The organism is Larkinella fluvii, assembly GCF_051857545.1.
Taxonomy (GTDB): domain Bacteria; phylum Bacteroidota; class Bacteroidia; order Cytophagales; family Spirosomataceae; genus Larkinella.
The window spans coordinates 692225-713657 of sequence record NZ_JBPZHB010000001.1; the positions used below are offsets into that span (position 1 = coordinate 692225).

The window sequence follows — 21433 nt, forward strand, 5'->3', positions numbered from 1 at the left end:
AAACACGGCCCAGGACCGGGTAGAATCCACAAGCCCACAAATCGGGCCATTAAAAAAAATCTATCGTAATATTGCGATTAATAAAATGACTAGTACCTTTGCAACATGGGACTCACCAAAACCGAAATATTTTCTGACCAGCAAAACCGCATCGCCGATCTGGCCAAAGCCTTTGCCCATCCCGCCCGGGTGGCCATTCTGCAATTGCTGATTGCGAAAAAGGCCTGTGTATGTGGCGATCTGGTGGATGAATTGCCGCTGGCGCAACCGACGGTTTCCCAGCATTTGAAAGAACTGAAACGCATTGGTCTCATCAAGGGAGAAATTGATCCGCCCCGCGTGTGCTATTGCATCAACGAAACCGTTTGGGAAGAAGCCCGGCAGACGTTTGGTACACTGCTGGATTCGTTCGCGCCCGCGACCTGTTGCTAAAACCAGCGTCGCTATTTTTTTACCTGAATCAATCGTAATATTACAATAAACAAATAAATAAGTGAACATGGAAACTGCTGAACAACTAAAAGAAATCGTGCGCCAGACCTACGGCGCTATTGCCGAAGGGGGGCAGCCTGAAGCGGCTGGCTGCGGGTGTGGTCCTACGTCGTGCTGTGGCCCCTCGAATGACGTACCCATCAACATGGCCGTTGGCTACGACGGATTGAACGGCTACGTGGCCGAAGCGGATCTGGGACTGGGCTGTGGCCTACCGACGCAATTTGCGCAGATCAAACCCGGCGACGTGGTGGTAGATCTGGGCTCAGGGGCGGGCAACGACGGTTTTGTGGCCCGGGCCGAAACCGGTGAAACCGGCCGGGTGATTGGCCTGGACATGACGCCGGCCATGATCGACCGCGCCCGCCGGAACGCTAAAACGTTGGGGTATACCAACGTTGAGTTTGTGTATGGCGACATCGAAGAAATGCCGCTGCCCGACAACCTGGCCGATGTGGTGGTAAGCAACTGCGTGATGAACCTGGTTCCCGACAAGCAGAAAGCGTTTTCCGAGACGTTCCGGATTTTGAAGCCCGGCGGTCATTTCAGCATTTCGGACATTGTGCTGAAAGGCGATTTACCTGCGGGCGTCATCAAGGATGCCGAATTGTATGCGGGCTGTGTGTCGGGCGCTATCCAGAAAGATACCTATTTGCAGATTGTTCAGGAAGCCGGTTTTACCGGGATCATCCTCCAAAAAGAACGCGAAATTGTGCTGCCCGACGAACTGCTGCAAAACTACCTGACTGCGGACGAAATTGCTGACTACCGCCAGCAGGACAAAGGTATCTACAGCGTTACGGTTTATGCCGAAAAACCTACCGCACCGGTTGTCGAATTGGCTCCGGCAGCGACTAATGCCGCTTCCTGCTGCGGACCCGACTGCTGCAATTAGTTTCTTTAATTAACGCGTTCAATGCTGAAAATGATGGCTTTATCAATTGAAAATGCCCGTCCGGAAGACCGGGAAGCCGTTATGGCGCTGTTGCAACAGGCGGAGTTACTGACCGATGATTTGCCACCCGAGATAACCGGTTTTGTGATTGCTAAAGAGCAGGAAACCGGCGTTGGCGTGGCGGGTCTGGAACACTACGGAACCGTGGCGCTGCTGCGTTCCGTAGCCGTTGATCCGCAGCACCAGGGTCGGCAAATCGCTGCGCAACTGGTTGACCGGCTGCTGGAAACCGCCAAAGCCGACGGGTTGGCCGACGTATATCTGATCACGACCACCGCCGATCGCTATTTTGAGCGGCACGGTTTTCAGCCGGTCGATCGATCGGAAGTGCCTGAAGCCATTCAGCAAACGCAGCAATTCAGTGACCTTTGTCCATCTTCAGCCATTGTGATGAAGCGAACCGTAAACGACAATGCCGCATGAACACGCCCCGACTTTCTTTTCTCGATCGGTTTTTAACGCTGTGGATTTTCCTGGCCATGCTCACCGGCGTGGGCATCGGCTACTTTTTTCCGCAGTCGGAAGGCTTCATCAACGGATTTAATTCCGGTTCGACCAACGTGCCGCTGGCCATCGGCCTGATTCTGATGATGTATCCGCCCCTGGCGAAGGTGCGGTATTCCGAATTGCCCAAAGTATTTTCCAATACCAGAATTCTGGGGCTGTCGCTGGTGCAAAACTGGATCATTGGCCCGTTGCTGATGTTTTTTCTGGCCGTGATCTTCCTGCCGGATAAACCCGACTACATGACTGGTTTGATCATGATCGGGATTGCCCGCTGCATCGCGATGGTTATTGTCTGGAACGATCTGGCGGGGGGCGACCGGCTCTACGCGGCCGGTCTGGTGGCTTTCAACAGCATTTTCCAGGTGCTGTTCTATTCACTCTATGCCTACGTTTTCATCACCGTTTTGCCGCCTTTGTTTGGTTTACAGGGCTTCACGGTCGATATCACGATTGGCGAAGTGGCGCAGAGTGTATTTATTTATTTGGGCATTCCGTTTCTGGCCGGTTTGCTGTCGCGGCTGATTCTGACGCGCGTTTTCAGCCGCCAATGGTATGAAGAGACGTTTTTACCGGCCATCAGCCCGATGACACTCATCGCCCTGCTGTTCACAATTGTGGTGATGTTCAGCCTGAAAGGAAAACTGATCGTTTCCATTCCGTTCGATGTGCTGCGGATTGCCGTTCCGCTGACGATCTATTTTGCCATCATGTTTTTCTCGGCGTTCTATCTGTCCAAACGGGCCGGTGCCGATTACACCAAATCCACCTCGCTGGCTTTCACGGCCGCCGGAAACAACTTTGAGTTGGGCATTGCCGTGGCCATTGCGGTGTTCGGCATCGACTCCGGAGCCGCTTTTGCCGCCGTCATCGGCCCACTGATCGAAGTGCCGGTGTTGATTCTGATGGTCAACTTTGCGCGTAAACAGAAGAATACATTTGGAATTTCTTCCCAAAAACCGTCCCCAAAAACCGTATGAAAATTGCCCTGTTTTCCGACATCCACGCCAACCTGCCCGCTCTGGAAGCGGTTTTAGCCGACATTGACCGCCAAAAACCGGACGCGGTGTATTGCCAGGGCGATATGGTGGGTTACAACATCTGGCCCAACGAAGTGATCGCTGAAATCCGCCGTCGGAACATTCCGACGATTGCCGGTAACTACGACTACGGCATCGGCCGCTCGTCGGACGATTGCGGGTGCGCCTACAAAACCGACGATGAAAAAGCCAACGGCAAGGTTTCGATTGCCTACACCAACAAAACCGTCGGCGACGACGAACGGGCGTATCTGCGGACTTTACCCACCCACATTCGCGTCGAGTTTGAATTGGGCAACGATCCGGAACACCTTTGGCAGCAGCAGACGCCCGTCTCACTGCTTCTCGTACACGGCAGCCCCCGGCGGGTCAACGAATACCTGTTTGAAGATCGCGGAGATCGCAGTCTGGCGCGTGTTCTGGAGGGTGCTCATGCCGATATTATGTGTTTTGGCCACACGCACAAACCGTATTACAAAGTGGTCAACGCGCTGGGCGAAGGCGAAACGCCGTATTACCGGCACGCCATCAACATTGGTTCTGTGGGCAAACCCAAAGACGGCGATCCGCGCGCGGGTTACGTTCTGCTCACGATCGAAGAAACCGCCCGGCCTGGTTCTGCCGAAGGCGTTCACGTCGAGTTTGTTCGGGTGCCGTACGATGTGGAACGGGCGGCTCTGGCCGTCGAGCAGAGTGAATTGCCGGACGTCTATGCGCAGGCTTTACGGCTGGCTCAATGAGCAAGAACGCTCGTTTCCAGTCGTATGCCTGGTGGCAAGAAGCCTGACTTACGGCAAGGAGCTGTAAATAATGGTATCCTCCCGTTAATACCGGTGCCGTTTCCCCTTGAGATCGAACAAAACGATCTCCTTTCCCGACCGGGCTTTGACCAGCCGGATGGTATTGACGTCGGTTGTATCCATCCGTTGAATGTAGTCGGCGTCTTTAGGTAAGTATAAATTGGTTAACTGGGCATCCTGAACCGAATAAGGCCAATAGGTTTTTTCCACCTCATCCCGGAAGTTCAACCGGACCGAGGGGTAAAGAATCGTATCACCCGGCGTATACAACTCCTTGATCCGTTGGGCAACCAGATAATGCGGATTGGGGCCGCGCGGTACGGTAAAGTAGGTATATTTCGGGTCACGATCTTCGTAAATCTGGCTCAGTAGCCGGGTGATGTAATAGCCCTGAAGCATGAGCACCACTCCCAGAGCGGCTTTGATGGCGGTGGGCATCCGGACGAGTTGCCGGAGCATCAGGGCCACCAGAATCACCGTATAGGGGAATGAAAAACCCGAATATCGCTGCGTGATGCCGTAGGTATGCCCATTGCGGAACGCCATCACGATCAGAAATAACGTCGGAATGACGGCCAGCAGAATGGTAAAAACAATCAGCGGTTTTTGTTCCGGGCTCGTATTCCGCCGGAGCGACAACGCCATCAGATAGAACAGCGAAGGCAACGCAGCCAACACCACCAGTTTCAGGTTGGGAACGGTGAACAGGGGCAAACCGGCCAGCAGCAGCACCGGAAACAAGAGACTGATTGCCAACGGAAGTGTTTCGCTTCGGCGGTAGCGGTACACCAGCCCGGCGGCCACCAGGCCAAACAGCAGTGCGATGGCCATGTTGCGAATGCCTAACGCGTCGATCTGACCCGCTCCGTTCGAAAAGATGAACAGATCGGCCCATACCGGCAACGCCTTTTGGGCGACATTGGCCAGCGTCGCCGGCAAAATGATCCCGAATTCGTTCTGGTAGGGACTCGTCAGGGCGACACTTCGGTAGAGCTGTGCCTGATAGGCCAGGGTCCGAAAGGTGTAGGTGCCGCCCCCGTAGATAAACCACAGCGAAACGACGGCGATACCCGCCAGGGCCGTCAGCGCAAAAGGCAACCAGCGACGCGGGGGCCGGATAAAGAGCAACGCATAGAGCCCATGACACAGAAAAACCGTTACGGTCAGGTAGTGCGAAAGAATGGCGATGACCAGCGTCAGACCGTAGCCAACATACAGCCCGGCCACCGGTTTGCCGGTTTTGTTGCGCTCCAGAATGAGCAAAAACAGATGCGTGGCCAGCAGCGTGAGCAAGAAGCTCATCGAATAATTGCGGGCCATGTGGCTGTAGGCAATAAAGAAAGGTTCGATCGCGGCCAGAAACGCACTCACCAGAGCCAGCGGTTCCGAACGAAAATGCCGACGCACAAACAGGTAGACCAACCCAACCACCAGTGTGCTGAACAGGACGGACGGAAACCGGGCCGAAAAGTCGCTCAGCCCGAAGATTTCCATCCAGACCCACAAAACCGCATAGTAGGCGGGGCTGTTGCCGATGTCGCCCCGCATGTTGGCTTCAAAAAAGTCATTCAGCGTCTTTTCTTTCCAGAACTCGCGGGGCGTAAACGTGGTTTTACCCGGCGTAAAAAAGACGTCTTTCTGGTTGGCGCCTTCCATCACGATGCCCTGTGAAATCACCAGGGTGTATTTCTCGTCGAGGTAAAGACCGTGGTTGTCAGAATGATAGACCCGTAAACCAAAAGCCAGTAACAAAACCAAAAAGATGATGACGCCGGGGCGTCTCAGTATTTCCATAAAAATAAGTTAACGTTAGACGGCTACTGTCAGACTTCCTTTTTTTGTGAACAGGAAATGATAAACTGGGCCGAGAAGACATGCTTCAGAACCGGAATCTTTTCCATGAAGGGCTGAAAAAAGTAAATTACCTTGGCGGGTCCGGTTGGAAAAAAGAAGGGGACGTAACCAACGTAGCTCCACGAATCAATTTGTCCGCCCGCATTGCGTATCCAGCGTTTTAAATCCCACTCGAAGAAGGACTGTTCTTCGTGTTCGATGTGATATTGGGAAGTTTTTTCGATGACTTTAAGTATGGGGTTGTTGCCGTTCGGTTCCATGATAATCAGGTGATCGGCGAACCGGAAAGCATTGGTGATGGCTTTTTGCTGATCGGAAAGGTGGTGGAGAACGCCCCGGATGACGGCTACATCGTATTTTTTTGCCGGAACAGGCAACTGGTCGTCCAGCAAATTAATGGTTTCAAACTTCACAGTAGGGTACTTCTTACTGGCGATCTGAATGGCCGAGTCGGCAGGATCAAAGCCGTGAACGTCCAGATGCGGAAAGTTTTCCTTGATGTTGTTGGTGTACATGCCGTCGCCACAGCCAATGTCTACCAGGGTTTTGTAATGTGGTTTGATGAGTTTGAAGATCTCGTCCGAAATCCGTTTGTTGGCGACATGCGACGAAAACTGCGCATTGGTGGTGTACAGAAAACCGCCATTTTCGTTCACATTCCGGTTGAACTCCTGGACATTTTTTTTCAGCGTCGTATTCATTATGCTAGGGGTTAGATGGAAAATAAAATCTGGTAAGAATACCGTAGGCCACCTGGAAAAGCCACAGAAGAAACACTACGGCCAACCAGGCTTGTGTTGTCAAGAGCGTTGATGATCTTTGATCGGAGGATCAGGGTGGAACAAGGTGTAGCATGGCTAAAACGAGATTTGTAGCTTTTCCTCCGCGAAATAGCCGAACGGAAAGCTAGATTGGCCAGCCGCAAAACGGCTGAACACTGCTCGAAAAAATGGAAAAAAGAGGAACTCCCCGGCACTCGATGAGGCCGCGTCAACGATCTAGCCCAGGGTTGGGGCTAGCGGAAAATCGTCGTCAGGGGGGAGTAAGTTGCAGCATAATTCTGAATGTGATCAATATCTATTGATCGGTTACTACGGCAAAAATTAAAAAGAAATTAAAAAAAGCAAGGGAAAAGATTAAAATAAGATTAAGTGGCCCTGCTGGATGTTTCTTCTTACTATTGCAGTCTATCAATTGAAAAACCGATGAAAGCGACCTTTTTGAAACACTTCCAGGATTTTTTTACATCGGGTTCGATAGGCGGTTTCCTTCTCTTTCTCTGTGTGGTCATCTCACTCGGTATCGCCAATTCGTCGCTGGGAAATTCCTTTGAAAACCTGCTGGCCACCCGGCTGGGAACGGATTGGGGCGGTCTGGATTTACAATACTCCGTTCTAATCTGGATCAACGATGGCCTGATGGCGGTCTTTTTTCTGATGGTGGGCCTGGAAATCAAAAGGGAATTGGTTGAAGGAGAACTGTCATCCGTCAAAAAGGCGGCTTTGCCCATTTTTGCGGCCATCGGTGGTGTGGCGGTTCCAGCCCTGTTTTACATGATGCTGAACCGCGGAACCGAAACCACCGTAGGCTGGGGGATTCCGATGGCAACGGACATTGCGTTTGCCCTTGCCCTCATTACCTTGTTGGGAAAACGGGTTCCGGCATCGCTGAAAATCTTTCTGACTGCCCTGGCTATTGTGGATGATCTGGTCGCCATCGTGGTCATCGCCATTTTCTACAGCACGGACCTGCATGTCAATTACCTGGCATATGCAGGGGGCGTTTTGCTGGTACTGATTATTTTCAACCGCGTGGGCGTAACAAATCTGGCTTTCTACCTGATTCCCGGCCTGTTCATTTGGTATTTTATCCACCATTCGGGCGTCCATGCCACCATCGCCGGGGTGCTTACGGCCTTTACGCTACCAACCACGCCGGATGACACCGAATCGGCACTGGAAAAACTGGAGCACATGCTGATCAAACCGGTCAATTTTGCCATTATGCCGCTGTTTGCGCTCGCCAACACTAACATCCGGTTTGAAGCTGGTATGTTGCAAGGCTTGTCGACCCCACTGGGGCTGGGCATTTTGGTAGGGCTCGTGTTGGGCAAACCCGTGGGAATTACGCTACTTTCCTGGTGCTCCGTCAAAGCGGGTTTGTGTACGTTGCCCGAAGGTGCGCGCTGGCCCCATATTATTGGGTTAGGTCTGTTGGGCGGCATCGGTTTTACGATGTCGATTTTTATCGCGCTCCTTTCGTTTGCCGGACAGCCGGTTTTTGCCGCCGGGGCTAAATTTGCCATTCTCATCGCATCAGTTTTGGCGGGTGGTTTTGGCTACATTGTTTTGAGTGCCGTAGCCCGGAAAGACGATTTTCTGGCTGCTGAAGAGTAAGTTTACGGACAAGAAAAACCCCATGGACGAATCACCGGTACGGGATCTCATTATTATCGGAGGAGGACAATCCGCTCTGGCTACGGCTTACCATTTGCAGCGTAGTGCGCTCGATTTTATCCTGGTGGATGAGCAATCGGCACCCGGTGGTGCCTGGCTGCACGGCTGGGAGTCGCTGCGGCTTTTTTCGCCGGCGGATGCCAGTTCCCTGCCCGGCTGGCTGATGCCCCGCACCGCGTCGCTGTATCCGTCGCGGCTGGACGTCATCGATTACCTTACGCAGTATGAGAAACGGTATTCGTTTCTCGTTCATCGCCCGGTTCAGGTGCAATCCGTCGAGCGTGCGGGTTCGTTGTTTCGGCTCCTGACCAACCAGGGTGAATACCGCACCCGGACGCTCGTGTGTGCCACCGGAAGCTGGAGCAATCCTTACATTCCTGCGTATCCCGGAAGCGAAAACTTTCAAGGTCGGCAACTCCATTCGGCACACTATCGCTCCCCCGCTGAATTTGCGGGGAAACGGGTGCTGGTGGTGGGCGGAGGCAACTCGGCGGCCCAGATTCTGGCAGAAGTGTCGAAAGTGGCGAATACGACCTGGATTACGTTGACCGAACCCACTTTTTTGCCGGATGAAGTCGATGGACGGTATTTGTTTCAGGCAGCCACCCAGCGGTTTCAGGCGGGGGACACCAAAACCGGAGGCAGTCTGGCCGACATCGTCATGGTCGAACCCGTGAAAGAGGCCCGCAGCCGGGGCGTTCTGCATTCCGTCCGACCCTTTACGGCACTCACCCCAACCGGGGTAATCTGGCCCGATGGAAAAACCGAAGCGGTCGATGCGGTGATCTGGTGTACCGGTTTCCGGCCCGCCCTCGCGTTTTTAGAACCGCTTGACGTGCTGACGCCGGATGGAAAGGTCGACGTAGCCGGAACGCGCTCGGTTCGGCAGCCGGGTTTGTGGCTGGTGGGCTACGGCAGTTGGACCGGTTTTGCTTCGGCAACCCTCATCGGCGTCAACCGATCCGCCCGCCAGACGGCACAGGAAGTCATCGGTTTTTTGCAAAAAGATCCGTCTCCTTAACGAAAAAACCGGAGTGGAGCCCCGGTTTTTTCGTAGAAATCCTTGATTACACCGTCGCCATTTCCTTGCGTTCGCCGATTTGCTGCCGCCACATGGCGTAATACAGTCCTTTCTGCAACAACAGATCCGCATGACGGCCCTGTTCGGCCACGTGGCCTTTTTCCAAAACAAAAATCCGGTCGGCGTGCAGAATCGTGCTCAGGCGGTGGGCAATCAGAATCGTGATGTGTTGCCGTGATCCCGAAAGCTGGCGGACGGTTTTGCCGATTTCCTCCTCCGTCAGCGAATCGAGGGCCGACGTGGCTTCGTCGAAAACCAGCAGGGTTGGACGGCGCAGCAACGCGCGGGCGATGCTCAGACGCTGTTTTTCACCCCCGGAAACTTTCACCCCGCCTTCGCCAATCACAGTATCGAGCCCCTGCGGAGCGCGACTCAAAAGCGTATCGGCTGCGGCCTGACGGAGCGCCGTGAGGCATTCGGCGTCAGTGGCATTCGGGGCTACAAAGCGCAGATTTTCGCGAATCGTACCGGCAAAAAGCTGCGTGTCCTGCGTCACAAAGCCGATTTGTTCGCGCAATTCGTCCAAGTCGACTTCGGAACTGGGGATGTTGTTGTACAGAATCCGGCCCGCCAGCGGGGGATACAGACCAACCAGCAACTTCACCAGCGTCGTCTTCCCGGAACCCGACGGCCCGACAAACGCGATGGTTTCGCCCAGTTTGACATCGAACGAAATCCCGTCGAGGGCCGGATTGTCGGCAGATAAGTGTTTGAAACGGACGTCCTCGAACGCCAGCGTTTGAATCTTTTTGATTGGGATTGGATGGGCCGGTTTTACATCGCGGGGCGTGTCGAGAATCTGCTGGAAATTAGCCAGCGATGCTTCCGTTTCCCGGTAAATGTTGATGATGTTACCCAGTTCCTGCAAGGGGCCGAAAATGGCGAAGGAGTAAATAAAGAGCGAGAAAAATTCACCCACCGTAATGCGTTGCTGCACCACCAGAAACAGCATCATCAGCATGATCGCGTTCCGCAGTAAGTTGACAAATGTGCCCTGCACAAACGACAGCGAACGGACGTACCGGACTTTTTTGAGTTCGAGTCGCAGGATTTTTTCGGTGGTCGCATTCAGCCGTTCGGTTTCCTGCTGGGCCAGCCCGAGGCTTTTCACGAGTTCGATGTTGCGCAGACTTTCGGTGGTCGAACCGGCCAAGGCTGTGGTTTCGGCCACGATGTTCTTCTGAACAACCTTTATTTTTTTGCTGAGCAACGAACTGACAAAACCGAGCAGCGGAATGGTCAGAAAATAGGCCGGAGCAATGGGCCAGTACACCGTGCTGGCGTACCACATGACGAAAATGATCCCGACTACCGATGTGAACAATACGTTGACAAACGACTGGATAAGTTTTTCCACATCCGTCCGCACCTTCTGAAGTTTGCCCAGTGTTTCGCCCGAACGCTGGTCTTCAAAAACCTGATAGGGGAGGTCGAGTGAGTGGCGCAAACCGTCGGAATACAGCCGGGCGCCGAGTCGCTGCGTGATGACGTTGACGTAATAATCCTGGAAATTTTTGGCGATGCGGCTCACCATCGCAACACCCAGTGCCTGCAAAATCAGTAATCCGGCACCATCGCTCAGGAAACTCACGAAATCCAGTCGCTGGATGGCCGAACCCGGTTTGACGACGTACTGATCGATGATTTTTCGGAAGATGTACGGATCGAGCAGCGAAAAAATCTGGTTGATGGCCGCCAATAGCAGGGCCAGAATGAGGAGTGGCCAGAAACCGCGTAAGTAGCTGTACAGTAATTTCATAAAGTAAAAGAAGAGGTTTGATTTCGACCGGGCTGCGTACGGTTTTCAAAACAGGACAACCCGTGGCGGGTCACTGCATCGTCCGCAAGCGGTTTTCCCGCTGAAACTCCTTGATGAGTTTTGTGTTCCCGGCCAGCCAGATAACATCACCCGGGAGGAAAAAGGTCGTTGAATCGGGATTTAAAATGCGCGTTCCCTTGCGTTCGATGCCCACGATGAGCCCCTGGGTTTTTTCCCGAATACCGGAATTTCGAATGCTTTGATCGATGTACGGAAACGACTCATCGACGGCAATTTTCTGAAGCGAGATTTCCTGTGCGGGCGTAGCTTCAGCCTTCTCTTTTTTAGCCGGTTCGATCAGGCTGATAAAATGTTCCAGTTGCTTGTCGGTGCCGATCACGGCAATTTTATCACCCGGAAACAGGCGTTCGTTCCGGCCCGGCACCAGCATCGTCACGCTGCCGCGCGCAATGGAAATGACGTTGACGCCGTATTTCTCCCGGAGTGCCAGCTCGGCGAGGGTAGACCCGACGCCCGGCGATTCGGCATTGACTTCGAAATAGGAAAGGTGGGCATCCCACGGCAGCAGATTCCGCCCCATGCGGTTTTCCTGGTAAATCTGGCGGGAATTGAGGTTGACCAGAAACCGCTTTTCGATCAGCTCATAAATCAACGGAAGCCGCTTGCCCAGCACGAGCCAGCCGCCGGTCAGCACAACGACGACGAAAAGCAGCAGGCTAACGGAGAAAAATTGTTGCAGCAACAGCAGCACTAGCCCCAGCCCAATGACGCCACGGGCAATCGCCAGCGTCACCAGCGGTCCCCGATACGCGCGTCGTTCGGTCCAGAGCCGGGTATAAACCGGCCGGTTGATCCGTTTCAGCACCAGTGCCCACAGGAACGGGGCCATCAGCAGAATAGACAGAAAACCGGTCAGAATATCGGCTCCCGGACTGCCGATGATTTCCTCCGCAACCAGAGGCATCAGCCAGCGGGATGCCAACAGAATGATGCCCAGAATGACGGCGGTGTTGACAATGATGATCTGAATGTGTTCGCGAAGGAGTTGATACCAGTCACTGACGCTGCCGATGGTTTGCGCCCCGGAGCTGTAAGCCGTCAGGAAGAGTTTGGTTCGCGGACTCAGTTTGCTTTCCACCCACGTACAGAGCGGACCGGACGCCTTGATCATGTAGGGCGTGGTGAAGGCCGTCAGGGCGGAAACCGCAACGGCAATGGGATACAGAAAACCGCTGGTGACTTTCAGATTCAGGCCCAGTGTGGCGATGATGAACGAAAACTCCCCGATCTGCGCCAGACTCATCCCGGTCTGGATCGACTGTTTCAGCGGCTGGCCCACCACGAGCGCACCGAGGGTAACAAAAATGGATTTGCCGAGAATAACGACAACGGTAACGATCGCAATCGGTCCAGCGTATTCGCCCAGAAGGGCCGGGTCGATCAACATACCGACCGAGACAAAAAATACCGCCCCGAACAGATCTTTGATCGAGGTCAGCAGGTGTTCGATGCGTTCGGCGTAAATGGTTCCGGCCAGAATCGAACCCATGATGAAAGCGCCCAAAGCGGGCGAAAAACCGACGCTCGTGGCGAAAACCACCATGAGCAGACACAGCGCCAGGGAGATGATCAACAGGGTTTCATCGGTGATGAATTTTCGGCCGCTTCGCAACAGGGAGGGAACGAGAAATATACCGCCCAAAAACCAGATGACCAGAAAGAACGCCAGTTTCATGATGGCAACCAGCATTTCGGCACTGAAAAACTGCTTGCTGACGGCCAGCGTAGAAAGCAGCACGAGTAATAAAACCGCCACGATGTCTTCGATTACCAGAATCCCGAAAACAATACCGGCAAACTGCTGGGTTTTGATACCCAGTTCATCGAACGCCCGGATGATGATGGTGGTGGAGGAAATGCAGACAATACCGCCCAGAAAAATGCTGTCCATGGTCGACCAGCCCAGGCACATGCCGGTGAGGTAACCCAGAAGAACCATCGCTGAAATCTCGATGACGCCCGTCATGGAAGCTGTGCCGCCGACCTTGACGAGCTTTTTGATATTAAATTCAAGCCCGAGGCTGAACAGCAGTACAATGACGCCAATGTCGGCCCAGATGCGAATGGTGGCCGGGTCGGAAATGGTCGGGAATAATGAAAACTTTGGCCCTACGAGCACTCCGGCCAGAATATAACCCAGAACGAGGGGTTGTTTAAGCCATTTGAAAAGAAGCGTCGTTACGGCTGCGGTTCCCAAAATGATCGCCAGATCAATGATCAGGTTTGGTAAATGAGCCATATCTGGAAAAAACCGTGTTTTTATCGACCTACCCTTGAAACAGCAGACGGATAAAACGAATAAAATTGCTATTCTTACAATAATACGACCTTTTTAGCCCGAATCGGATGAATCATTTGCTTAACCGTAGAAAATTTCTGGGTGTGACAGCCACTACGGGACTCTCGCTCAGCCTGCCGCACACCCTTTTTTCGATGCCCGAACCGACTCCTTTGGCGGAGGGAAAACGGGTGGGCATCATCGGTCTGGACACTTCGCACAGCACCGCTTTTACCAAAGAGCTCAACAGCCCGACTGCCGGTCCTGAACTGGATGGCTACCGCGTCGTGGCGGCTTATCCGAAAGGCAGCAATGACATCGAATCGAGCGTCAGCCGGGTGGCAGGTTATACGGAAGAAGTGAAAAAACTGGGTGTTGAAATCGTCGGTTCCATTGACGAACTGCTCCGCAAGGTGGATGTGGTGTTGCTGGAAACCAACGACGGCCGGTTGCATCTGGAGCAGGCGCTGAAAGTGTTCAAGGCCGGGAAGCGGGTGTTTATCGATAAACCGATTGCGGCTTCGCTGGCCGATACGAAAGCTATTTTTGAAGCCGCTAAAAAGGCCAACGTGCCGGTTTTTTCGGCCTCATCGCTCCGCTATATGACCAGTGCGCAGGACATCGCACAGGGAAAAACCGTCGGGAAAGTGCTGGGTGCCGACACTTATAGCCCGTCGCCCATCGAGAAAACCCACCCTGATTTGTTCTGGTACGGCATACACGGCGTCGAAACGCTTTTCACGGTGATGGGGCCGGGTTGCAAGCAGGTGAGCCGGACGCACACGAAGGATGCGGACGTGGTGGTTGGTGTCTGGAATGATGATCGGATTGGGACTTTCCGGGGAATCCGTTCCGGAAAAACCGGGTATGGCGGCACGGCATACGGCGAAAAAGGCATCGCACCCATCGGTCCCTACGAAGGCTATAAAGCCCTTTTGGTACAAATCGTAACCTTTTTCAATACCGGTAAACCGCCGGTCAGTGCCGCCGAAACGCTGGAAATTTTTGCCTTTATGGAAGCCGCCGAAGAAAGCAAACGGCAGGGCGGAGCCACCGTGACGCTGGAAAGCGTGCTGCGAAAAGTATAAAGACGGTTCTTTAGATCGTAGTCCAAAACCGTATCAAAACAAAAATACCCCGGAGGGGTAGAATGTTAATAGATACAAGAAGTTAGCGTCAAATCCAAGCTCCGGAGGAGTGTCCTCAAAGCACCATCAGGACGCTCCTCCGGAGCTTAAAAGATAAGTTTAGCTGATTGGGCTATTAACATTTTACCCCTCCGGGGTATGTTTCACAACCTATAACCCTTCAATCCATGCAATCATCGAATAAAACCCGCCGGGCGTTTATCAAAAAAACCGTGTCGGGCACAGCCGCGTTGTCGCTGGGCGGTATTCTGCCCGGTTTTAGTGCCAAAAGTTACGCCAATATTCTGGGGGCCAACGAGCGAATCAAAGTGGCCGTGATGGGCGTCAACTCGCGGGGGCTGGCGCTGGCGAGCAACTTTGCGCTTCAGAAAAACTGCGAGGTTTTGTACATCTGCGACGTCGATTCCCGGGCTGCTGATAAAGCCATTGCGACGGTGGAAGACCTGCAAAAAAGCCGTCCGAAAGCCGTTCCCGATTTTCGCAAAGCTTTGGAAGACAAGGATCTGGAAGCCCTGGTGGTGGCTGCGCCCGACCATTGGCATGCGCCGGCGGCTATTTTGGGCTGCAAAGCTGGCAAGCATGTGTACCTCGAAAAACCGTGTAGTCACAATCCGCATGAAGGCGAATTGTTGATGGCGGCCACCGAAAAATACAAACGGGTCGTGCAGATGGGCAACCAACGCCGGTCGTGGCCGAACGTAGCGAAGGCAATTCAGGAAGTGAAAGGCGGCATCATCGGTCGTCCTTATTTTGCGAAGGGCTGGTATACCAACAACCGGGCGTCGATTGGTGTCGGAAAAGAAGCCCCCGTTCCGTCGTGGCTGAACTACGATTTGTGGCAGGGCCCGGCTCCGCGCCGACCGTTCAAAGACAACCTGTTGCATTACAACTGGCACTGGTTCTGGCACTGGGGAACGGGTGAAGCGCTCAACAACGGCACCCACATGATCGACCTGATGCGTTGGGGGTTGGGCGTCGAATACCCGACGCGGGTTTCCTCCGCCGGTGGGCGGTATCGCTACAAGGATGATTGGGAAACGCCCGATACGCAGGTTATTACGCTGGAATTTGACAACAACACCAGCATCGTTTGGGAAGGGCGCAGTTGCAACGGACGCACGGTTGAAGACAACAGCGTGGGCGTCGAATTTTACGGCGAAACCGGTTCGGTTGTCATCGAAAGCGGCAATACCTACAAGGTGTATGACTTGCAGAGCAAACTGGTCAAGGATGTCAAAAACGATTTTGTCATCGATGCCCGCGACCGCATGAACCCGTCGCAGGCGCTGGATGCGATTCACATTCAGAACTTCTTCGACGGTATTCGGAAAGGCACGGCTTTGGCCGCCGAAATCAAAGGCGGACACCAGAGCACGCTGCTTTGCCAGTTGGGCAACATCGCCCTCCGGTCCGGCGAAACGCTGAACATCGACCCCAGCAACGGCCACATCAAGAACAAGGGGATTATGAAAAAATACTGGCAGCGCGACTACCAATCCGGCTGGGAACCAACGGTTTAATCACTGTTATTTACTCATTCACTCAATCGCCCATTCACTCATTGAATTAGATGAAAGCAACTCTGGCGGCTGTCGAGGTCAGTTCGTTAAGCAAGCGGGACACGCTCATTTCGATCCTGATCATCGGCCTGTTATTTTTCATATTTGGTTTTGTGACTTGGGTCAATGCGATCCTGATTCCGTATTTCAAAATCGCCTGCGAACTCACCAATTTTCAGTCGTATCTGGTCACGTTTGCGTTTTACATCTCGTATTTCGTCATGTCGGTGCCGTCGTCGTATCTGCTCAAAGCCACCGGTTTTAAGAAAGGCATGATGATCGGTTTCTGGATTATGGCGGTGGGGGCGTTCATTTTTGTCCCGGCCGCTCTGACCCGAACCTACGAGATTTTTCTGCTGGGTTTGTTTATGATCGGCGTCGGACTGGCGGTTTTGCAGACGGCGGCCAACCCGTTCATCACCATTCTGGGGCCGCAGGAGCGGGCCGCCCAGCGAATCAGCATCATGGGCATTTGCAACAAAGGGGCCGGGGTGCTGGCGCCAATTCTGTTTGCCGCCGTGATTCTGAGGGCGACCGACACCGATCTGTTTGCGCAACTGCCAGCGATGTCGGCCGTGGAGCGGAGTGCGGCCCTGGATGAGCTGGTCCGGCGGGTGATCGTGCCGTATTCGCTGATGGGCGTGGTACTGATCGGCCTGGGGTTGCTGGTGCGGTTTTCGCCTTTGCCCGAAATCGATACCGAGCAGGAAACCGCCGATGTGGCGGCTGCCAATTCCGGAAAAACCTCGATTTTCCAGTTTCCGCATTTGATCTTGGGTGCCGTGGCTATTTTTCTGCACGTGGGCAGTCAGGTCATTGCCATCGATACGGTGATTGGCTATGCCAACTCCATGGGAATCAGCCTGCTGGAAGCCAAGACGTTTCCGGCGTATACCTTAACGGCGACGATCTGCGGGTATATTCTCGGCATTTCGCTGATTCCGAAAACCATCAGTCAGGTGACGGCTTTCCGGTTTTGCACACTGTTGGGGGCGGTTTTGACGCTGCTGATCATCTACACCAGTGGTCCGGTTACGATCCTGGGTCATCAGGCCGACCGCTCAATCTGGTTCGTGGTGTTGCTGGGGCTGGCCAATTCGCTGGTTTGGGCCGGCATCTGGCCGCTGGCACTCGACGGTCTGGGGCGGTTTACCAAACTGGGCGCGGCCATCCTGATCATGGGACTCTGTGGCAACGCCATCATGCCGCTTTTCTACGGTTATTTTGCGGATTTGTACGGGGTAAAACTCGCGTATTGGGTGTTGTTTCCGTGTTACTTATATCTGGTATACTATGCATTTTGGGGGCATCGGGTAAGACGGTGGTGGGGCTAATTGATAGTGAAATCGCAGTTGAAAATTGTTCATGATGCATTTCTGATAATAGTAAATCTTGGTCTATCTTCAGGTTTGAAAAGATATGAATCTTTAAATTCTTTTTCTGTTAAACTAACCAAATTTGATAGCTCAGAAATTGTATAGCCTAATTCTTGCTCATATACTTCAATAATTTCACGAAGCAAAGTAGGCTCCTCTATCGAAATATCCAATGCCTCTGGCTCTCGTTTTATATAACCATGTTTTGCCATTTGTTGCCATAAGTAACGCGCCTGATTTGATGTTATAAACTCGCTTTTTTCTGCTTTCATAATTAGTGATCGCATGGATACATGCCAATATCTTTTTAGGTTGGCTAATGTAGCGAGGTCCAATTTTTTATTTAGGCCTTTTGTAAATTCAGATTCAGGTACTAAAAACTCAGATGCAAATCGGAATGCCTCCTCTTCAATATCGCGTGATTCTGGTAAAACTTGTAAAATATGCATAAAAAGATGACCTAACTCGTGAGCTACCGTTAGTCTACGACGGTCGCCTTTCAAATGGCGGTTGAAAAAAATGATCGGCACATTGCTGGTTGTACGCACAGCAAAACCTTCAACACCATCAACACCAAAATCAAATCCTACAACCAGAATTCCATTGTCTTCTAAAAGTTGGATTAGTTTCTTTATAGGACCTTTTGGTACATGCCATTGCTCCCGCAAAACCTTAGCTGCTCTTTCTGGAGTACCAGACGTTTCGACATTCCAGGGGAAAATGGTTGTGGATGGGAAATCGACACTACTCAATAATCTTTCGATACTCATCCGTGCTATATTCAATTTTGCCTCAACTTGTTGTACAGCTTTTGAGGGCAAAGAAATTATACGACGGAAATAGGATGTACTAATTGGATAGATATTATCCTTTTGAGCAAAAAAAGATATTGGATAATTTAATGCTTTTGCGGCCCGTTCAGCAACTTCTTCGCTGAACGGGAGTAAGCCGTTTTCAACTTTAGACATAGTCCCTTGCTTGATACCCATTGCTTCACAAAGATCTTTTTGGGTAATTCCACGAGATTCTCGCCCAAGCCTGATCATTTCAGGATTGTAATCTGTTGATTTAAATAAATATATTTGAGATTCAAGCATATTAGCTGCCTGTTTTGGGTTGATTTTGTCTCCCTAATCCCTGCTTAGCTGTGGCTCGTTTGGGTCTTTGTGTTTCTTCGGGCTCGACTGCACGTGCTGGCTGGGAGAAAGGAATAACTCCCTGATGAATAAAATCGTTTTTATCCATTCTCCAGATCGGGTGATCGTCCTTGTCACGCTTTAATATGAAGAAGTTAACCAACTCGGTCATTGATTTGTCAGGAACATACCCAGCAAACAGCATTTCTTCCGGCTCCATACCCTCAATTGGTAACTGACACGATCGAAAACTTCGGTACTGATCAGTTATTGTCTTGAATGTGTTACCGTGTCTGTCCATCATATTAAACCTTAGAATGAACCGATCTTGAATTGAAAGGTACCAAGTATTCTGACCAGGTAGAACCTTGGTCCCTTCGATCTCGTGCGTTTTAAATAGAGCATTAAGAATATCACTCATATCTGAACCAATAGAACGCCGTTTAGCTTTGTAGCCAGGTAATTTACCTGACGTAAGAGATTCTCGTTCTTGATAGATTGCCCATGCCTCTTCCACGATAGTTAGAAGCTCAGAATAGATAGACTGGAAGGCATTGATTACCTCAATTGGAGCAGTATGTGTACTATTCATAGAGTCAATTTCTTGTTTTATGTGCAAATATATAAGTTTTTTTGTAAAAATAAAGAAAAATATTCCCATTATACACTATAAAATATTCCTATAATGAATCCATCGATTTAGCTCGACGGAATGGTTTTCAGGTAGCTTATAGTAATCAGGCTTTTGAGTTATGGCTCCTTCTGCATTTCGACTACATCTCGGGCCCTTTGCATTGCAATCAGTATACTGCCCGCCTGACCGAGTTGCTCGGTTTTCCGTATAGTAAACATGCCAATACAGCCCGACTGCTCTTTCGTGCTCTGTTTGACCGTCAACCACAAGCGATCCAAAACGCCCAGCGGCTTTATGAGCAGTTTGAAGAACCTCGGAATGCCGCTCTGGAAGAATCCAGTACAACGGTTCATAAATTGGTTAAAGATCTGCGACGGTTTATTTAGGTGGTGACACTGGAAGTATGCTCAACCAAAACAGAGCCGAAGAAAATAGACCTTTCATAAAAATACAACGGCAGCTCATTTCGATTTCCTCCGCTTCCTGAGAAACCACCAAAAGGTAATTGCGACCAGCATCACCGCCAGGATTGGCAAAACAGGACCGCCTTTATAAACGATGCCGTAATAATCACCGGAGGCCGGTTCGACGGGTCTAAGTGCTTTCATGTCGATTCGTGCTGGGCTATTGCTCTGTGGCTTGCTGGTTCGATGGGCAGCGGAGATCCAATTTACAACGGTTTGGTAGAAATGACAAGTGTTGGTGGCAATGATTAGGGCTTATCTATCAATGACTTATTATTTTTTCTGGGCTGCCCCCGACGCCCAACGCCGGCATCTGCTCGGAAACCTGAAGACCGGAAAACGACGCTTCAGGGATTGCTTTTTCCGGTTGAACCCAACCGGCATTTCACCGTCGTGGTTGGGTGTTGATCTTTGTTACCGAACAACAAATATTAACAACATGAACCGAAGCATTCCCGTCCTCCTGAGCCTTGCGCTCACCCTCTTAATCGCGTCTTGCAAACACGAACAGGAGATGATAAATCCCGGTGTACCGGATTCCTCCGCAGAGCCACCGCAGCAACGCCCTGGAAAAGTGTATCCGGTGGGCAGTCCGTTGGGAACGGCAACCACTGTGACCATTGGACCGGCCGGTGGCCAGCTTACCTCCAGCGACGAACGGTTGACCATCACTGTGCCCGCCGGAGCCGTAGAAACTCCGCAAGCTTTCGGCATTCAACCCATCAGCAGCACCGGTCCGCAGGCGTTGGGCAGCGGCTTCCGGCTTTCACCACATGGTAAAACCTTTAAGAAACCGGTCACCATCAGCGTCCGGTATGACCCCACTTCCTTGTCCGGCACGGTAGCCGAAGCATTGGCGCTGGCGTATCAAAACGACAAAGGTGTTTGGATGCTGGCGGCTAAAGGCAAAGTGGATACCGTCGCCCATACGGTTAATGTCGAAACGACCCACTTCAGCGATTGGGCGATGTTGCAGCGGGCCAAATTACTACCGGAAGTAGGATTTGTGAAACCGGGTGGCAATCTGGGTCTTGAAGTGATCGTGCTGGACGACCGGGCCTTCATACCGCTCGATACCGATACCGAAGTACCCGCGCCCTATCAGTCACCCACTCAACTGGTAGATGTAAGCACCTGGAAACTGGCCGGTTCAGGCACCCTGACGCCGGCCATCTGGAAGGCTTCGTATCAGGCTCCCTCAGCCGCACCCGCCCGTAATCCGGTGGCAGTGAGCATTAAACTCAAAGGCCCGACCACCATCGACGGGAAGCTCTTCAAAGCGTTATGGCTGGTGTCGAACATTTACATTGGCGACGAAGGCATTACTTTCCGCATTAATGGCGGCAAATGGATTCATACGCTCGCGAATGCCCATATGCTGAGTAATCAGGGTTTACGGTTGCTGGAAATGACTGGCGGTGTTACGGCAGAGGGCAACAACTGGGGCGTCAATATCCACACGTACCAGCCACCGCTGGAAACCGACGAAAGTCTGGTAATTACGCTGGCCGGCATGACCATGCCATGGTCGGTTGATGCATCGGGTCCGCTGTTTCACCTGTCGGATGATAACGGCAGGGTGTACTACAAACATTTCTACGCGGTTCCCCCCGTGTTTTACCCCAGTCCGGGTGCGCTGACTTTCTACCAGTTCGGCAAGACGGGCGACTACATCGTCGGCAAGTTCGAGATGCAGAAAGCGGGGATGTACAATGACACCAAAGGTTACCTCGGCACGGCCCGCATTGAGGGCTTCTTCCGGGTCAAACGCACCCGCTGATTGAGAACACATTTTATAACAACAAATATCAACAAC

The 21433-nt window shown here is 52.2% G+C and carries 19 protein-coding genes; 12 read left to right on the plus strand and 7 right to left on the minus strand.

All coding sequences use genetic code 11. From position 1 onward, the window contains the following. The first annotated feature begins 105 nt into the window (after window positions 1-105). From ACS5NO_RS02785 to ACS5NO_RS02805, 5 genes are all read left to right on the plus strand, one after another. Complete coding sequence (locus ACS5NO_RS02785; protein WP_439413727.1) at window positions 106-432, plus strand: ArsR/SmtB family transcription factor; 327 nt, start codon at window positions 106-108, stop codon at window positions 430-432. A gap of 67 nt (window positions 433-499) precedes the next feature. After that, window positions 500-1387, plus strand: a complete 888-nt coding sequence (locus ACS5NO_RS02790) for an arsenite methyltransferase (RefSeq protein ID WP_439413728.1) — start codon at window positions 500-502, stop codon at window positions 1385-1387. A 33-nt stretch (window positions 1388-1420) separates the two neighbouring features. Beyond that, a complete protein-coding gene (gene arsN2, locus ACS5NO_RS02795; protein WP_439413729.1) occupies window positions 1421-1870 on the plus strand; it encodes an arsenic resistance N-acetyltransferase ArsN2 in 450 nt (149 codons plus the stop codon). Next, window positions 1867-2931, plus strand: coding sequence for an ACR3 family arsenite efflux transporter (gene arsB, locus ACS5NO_RS02800; protein WP_439413730.1), 1065 nt, complete (start codon window positions 1867-1869; stop codon window positions 2929-2931). The genes arsN2 and arsB overlap by 4 nt, the downstream gene beginning before the upstream one ends. Further along, window positions 2928-3731 (plus strand): metallophosphoesterase family protein, encoded by an 804-nt coding sequence (locus ACS5NO_RS02805; RefSeq protein ID WP_439413731.1) that lies wholly within the window; start codon window positions 2928-2930, stop codon window positions 3729-3731. Before arsB ends, ACS5NO_RS02805 begins: the two co-directional genes overlap by 4 nt. An 84-nt stretch (window positions 3732-3815) precedes the next feature. Here ACS5NO_RS02805 and ACS5NO_RS02810 read toward each other — a convergent pair whose 3' ends face one another. Continuing rightward, the gene (locus tag ACS5NO_RS02810) at window positions 3816-5585 is read right to left on the minus strand and encodes a glycosyltransferase family 39 protein (RefSeq protein ID WP_439413732.1); all 1770 of its coding nucleotides are present in this window, start codon (window positions 5583-5585) and stop codon (window positions 3816-3818) included. 29 nt (window positions 5586-5614) lie between these two features. After that, window positions 5615-6346: a class I SAM-dependent methyltransferase gene (locus ACS5NO_RS02815; protein ID WP_439413733.1), complete on the minus strand. Its 732-nt coding sequence runs from the start codon at window positions 6344-6346 to the stop codon at window positions 5615-5617. A 504-nt stretch (window positions 6347-6850) separates the two neighbouring features. Here ACS5NO_RS02815 and nhaA point away from each other — a divergent pair. Together nhaA and ACS5NO_RS02825 are read left to right on the plus strand one after the other, a co-directional pair. Then, a complete protein-coding gene (gene nhaA / locus ACS5NO_RS02820) occupies window positions 6851-8041 on the plus strand; it encodes a Na+/H+ antiporter NhaA (RefSeq protein ID WP_439413734.1) in 1191 nt (396 codons plus the stop codon). A gap of 22 nt (window positions 8042-8063) precedes the next feature. Then, window positions 8064-9122, plus strand: coding sequence for an ArsO family NAD(P)H-dependent flavin-containing monooxygenase (locus ACS5NO_RS02825; RefSeq protein WP_439413735.1), 1059 nt, complete (start codon window positions 8064-8066; stop codon window positions 9120-9122). A 46-nt stretch (window positions 9123-9168) separates the two neighbouring features. Here ACS5NO_RS02825 and ACS5NO_RS02830 read toward each other — a convergent pair whose 3' ends face one another. Together ACS5NO_RS02830 and ACS5NO_RS02835 are read right to left on the minus strand one after the other, a co-directional pair. Next, entirely contained in the window at window positions 9169-10941 is a 1773-nt protein-coding gene (locus tag ACS5NO_RS02830) for an ABC transporter ATP-binding protein (protein ID WP_439413736.1), read from the minus strand. Window positions 10942-11011: 70 nt separating this feature from the next. Next, window positions 11012-13261, minus strand: a complete 2250-nt coding sequence (locus ACS5NO_RS02835; RefSeq protein ID WP_439413737.1) for a monovalent cation:proton antiporter family protein — start codon at window positions 13259-13261, stop codon at window positions 11012-11014. A gap of 107 nt (window positions 13262-13368) precedes the next feature. Between ACS5NO_RS02835 and ACS5NO_RS02840 the strand changes: the two genes are divergently transcribed. The 3 genes from ACS5NO_RS02840 (at window position 13369) to ACS5NO_RS02850 (ending at window position 17341) form a co-directional block, all read left to right on the plus strand. Beyond that, window positions 13369-14388: a Gfo/Idh/MocA family protein gene (locus ACS5NO_RS02840; RefSeq protein WP_439413738.1), complete on the plus strand. Its 1020-nt coding sequence runs from the start codon at window positions 13369-13371 to the stop codon at window positions 14386-14388. 227 nt (window positions 14389-14615) lie between these two features. Further along, window positions 14616-15968, plus strand: coding sequence for a Gfo/Idh/MocA family protein (locus tag ACS5NO_RS02845; RefSeq protein ID WP_439413739.1), 1353 nt, complete (start codon window positions 14616-14618; stop codon window positions 15966-15968). A gap of 50 nt (window positions 15969-16018) precedes the next feature. After that, entirely contained in the window at window positions 16019-17341 is a 1323-nt protein-coding gene (locus ACS5NO_RS02850) for a sugar MFS transporter (RefSeq protein WP_439413740.1), read from the plus strand. Window positions 17342-17370: 29 nt separating this feature from the next. Here ACS5NO_RS02850 and ACS5NO_RS02855 read toward each other — a convergent pair whose 3' ends face one another. Then, a complete protein-coding gene (locus tag ACS5NO_RS02855; RefSeq protein ID WP_439413741.1) occupies window positions 17371-18480 on the minus strand; it encodes an XRE family transcriptional regulator in 1110 nt (369 codons plus the stop codon). A gap of 1 nt (window position 18481) precedes the next feature. After that, complete coding sequence (locus tag ACS5NO_RS02860) at window positions 18482-19111, minus strand: hypothetical protein (RefSeq protein WP_439413742.1); 630 nt, start codon at window positions 19109-19111, stop codon at window positions 18482-18484. A gap of 77 nt (window positions 19112-19188) precedes the next feature. Here ACS5NO_RS02860 and ACS5NO_RS02865 point away from each other — a divergent pair, with 77 nt between their 5' ends. Further along, window positions 19189-19539: an RloB family protein gene (locus tag ACS5NO_RS02865; RefSeq protein WP_439413974.1), complete on the plus strand. Its 351-nt coding sequence runs from the start codon at window positions 19189-19191 to the stop codon at window positions 19537-19539. Window positions 19540-19614: 75 nt separating this feature from the next. On the opposite strand, the gene ACS5NO_RS02870 is transcribed toward ACS5NO_RS02865, so the two are convergent. Beyond that, window positions 19615-19761, minus strand: coding sequence for an LPXTG cell wall anchor domain-containing protein (locus ACS5NO_RS02870; protein WP_439413743.1), 147 nt, complete (start codon window positions 19759-19761; stop codon window positions 19615-19617). Window positions 19762-20056: 295 nt separating this feature from the next. Between ACS5NO_RS02870 and ACS5NO_RS02875 the strand changes: the two genes are divergently transcribed. Further along, window positions 20057-21397 carry a hypothetical protein gene (locus tag ACS5NO_RS02875; protein WP_439413744.1) on the plus strand — a complete coding sequence of 447 codons (1341 nt, stop codon included), beginning with the start codon at window positions 20057-20059 and terminating at the stop codon, window positions 21395-21397. Window positions 21398-21433 lie beyond the last annotated feature (36 nt).

Bases quoted from the DNA above. Each gene is read 5' to 3' on its own strand.
- ACS5NO_RS02860 (WP_439413742.1), bottom strand. From the start codon at position 19,111: ATGAATAGTACACATACTGCTCCAATTGAGGTAATCAATGCCTTCCAG.
- ACS5NO_RS02790 (WP_439413728.1), top strand. From the start codon at position 500: ATGGAAACTGCTGAACAACTAAAAGAAATCGTGCGCCAGACCTACGGC.
- ACS5NO_RS02875 (WP_439413744.1), top strand. From the start codon at position 20,057: ATGAACCGAAGCATTCCCGTCCTCCTGAGCCTTGCGCTCACCCTCTTA.
- arsB (WP_439413730.1), top strand. From the start codon at position 1,867: ATGAACACGCCCCGACTTTCTTTTCTCGATCGGTTTTTAACGCTGTGG.
- ACS5NO_RS02850 (WP_439413740.1), top strand. From the start codon at position 16,019: ATGAAAGCAACTCTGGCGGCTGTCGAGGTCAGTTCGTTAAGCAAGCGG.
- ACS5NO_RS02810 (WP_439413732.1), bottom strand. From the start codon at position 5,585: ATGGAAATACTGAGACGCCCCGGCGTCATCATCTTTTTGGTTTTGTTA.
- ACS5NO_RS02785 (WP_439413727.1), top strand. From the start codon at position 106: ATGGGACTCACCAAAACCGAAATATTTTCTGACCAGCAAAACCGCATC.
- ACS5NO_RS02855 (WP_439413741.1), bottom strand. From the start codon at position 18,480: ATGCTTGAATCTCAAATATATTTATTTAAATCAACAGATTACAATCCT.
- ACS5NO_RS02835 (WP_439413737.1), bottom strand. From the start codon at position 13,261: ATGGCTCATTTACCAAACCTGATCATTGATCTGGCGATCATTTTGGGA.
- ACS5NO_RS02845 (WP_439413739.1), top strand. From the start codon at position 14,616: ATGCAATCATCGAATAAAACCCGCCGGGCGTTTATCAAAAAAACCGTG.
- arsN2 (WP_439413729.1), top strand. From the start codon at position 1,421: ATGGCTTTATCAATTGAAAATGCCCGTCCGGAAGACCGGGAAGCCGTT.
- ACS5NO_RS02825 (WP_439413735.1), top strand. From the start codon at position 8,064: ATGGACGAATCACCGGTACGGGATCTCATTATTATCGGAGGAGGACAA.
- ACS5NO_RS02815 (WP_439413733.1), bottom strand. From the start codon at position 6,346: ATGAATACGACGCTGAAAAAAAATGTCCAGGAGTTCAACCGGAATGTG.
- ACS5NO_RS02840 (WP_439413738.1), top strand. From the start codon at position 13,369: ATGAATCATTTGCTTAACCGTAGAAAATTTCTGGGTGTGACAGCCACT.
- nhaA (WP_439413734.1), top strand. From the start codon at position 6,851: ATGAAAGCGACCTTTTTGAAACACTTCCAGGATTTTTTTACATCGGGT.
- ACS5NO_RS02830 (WP_439413736.1), bottom strand. From the start codon at position 10,941: ATGAAATTACTGTACAGCTACTTACGCGGTTTCTGGCCACTCCTCATT.
- ACS5NO_RS02805 (WP_439413731.1), top strand. From the start codon at position 2,928: ATGAAAATTGCCCTGTTTTCCGACATCCACGCCAACCTGCCCGCTCTG.
- ACS5NO_RS02870 (WP_439413743.1), bottom strand. From the start codon at position 19,761: ATGAAAGCACTTAGACCCGTCGAACCGGCCTCCGGTGATTATTACGGC.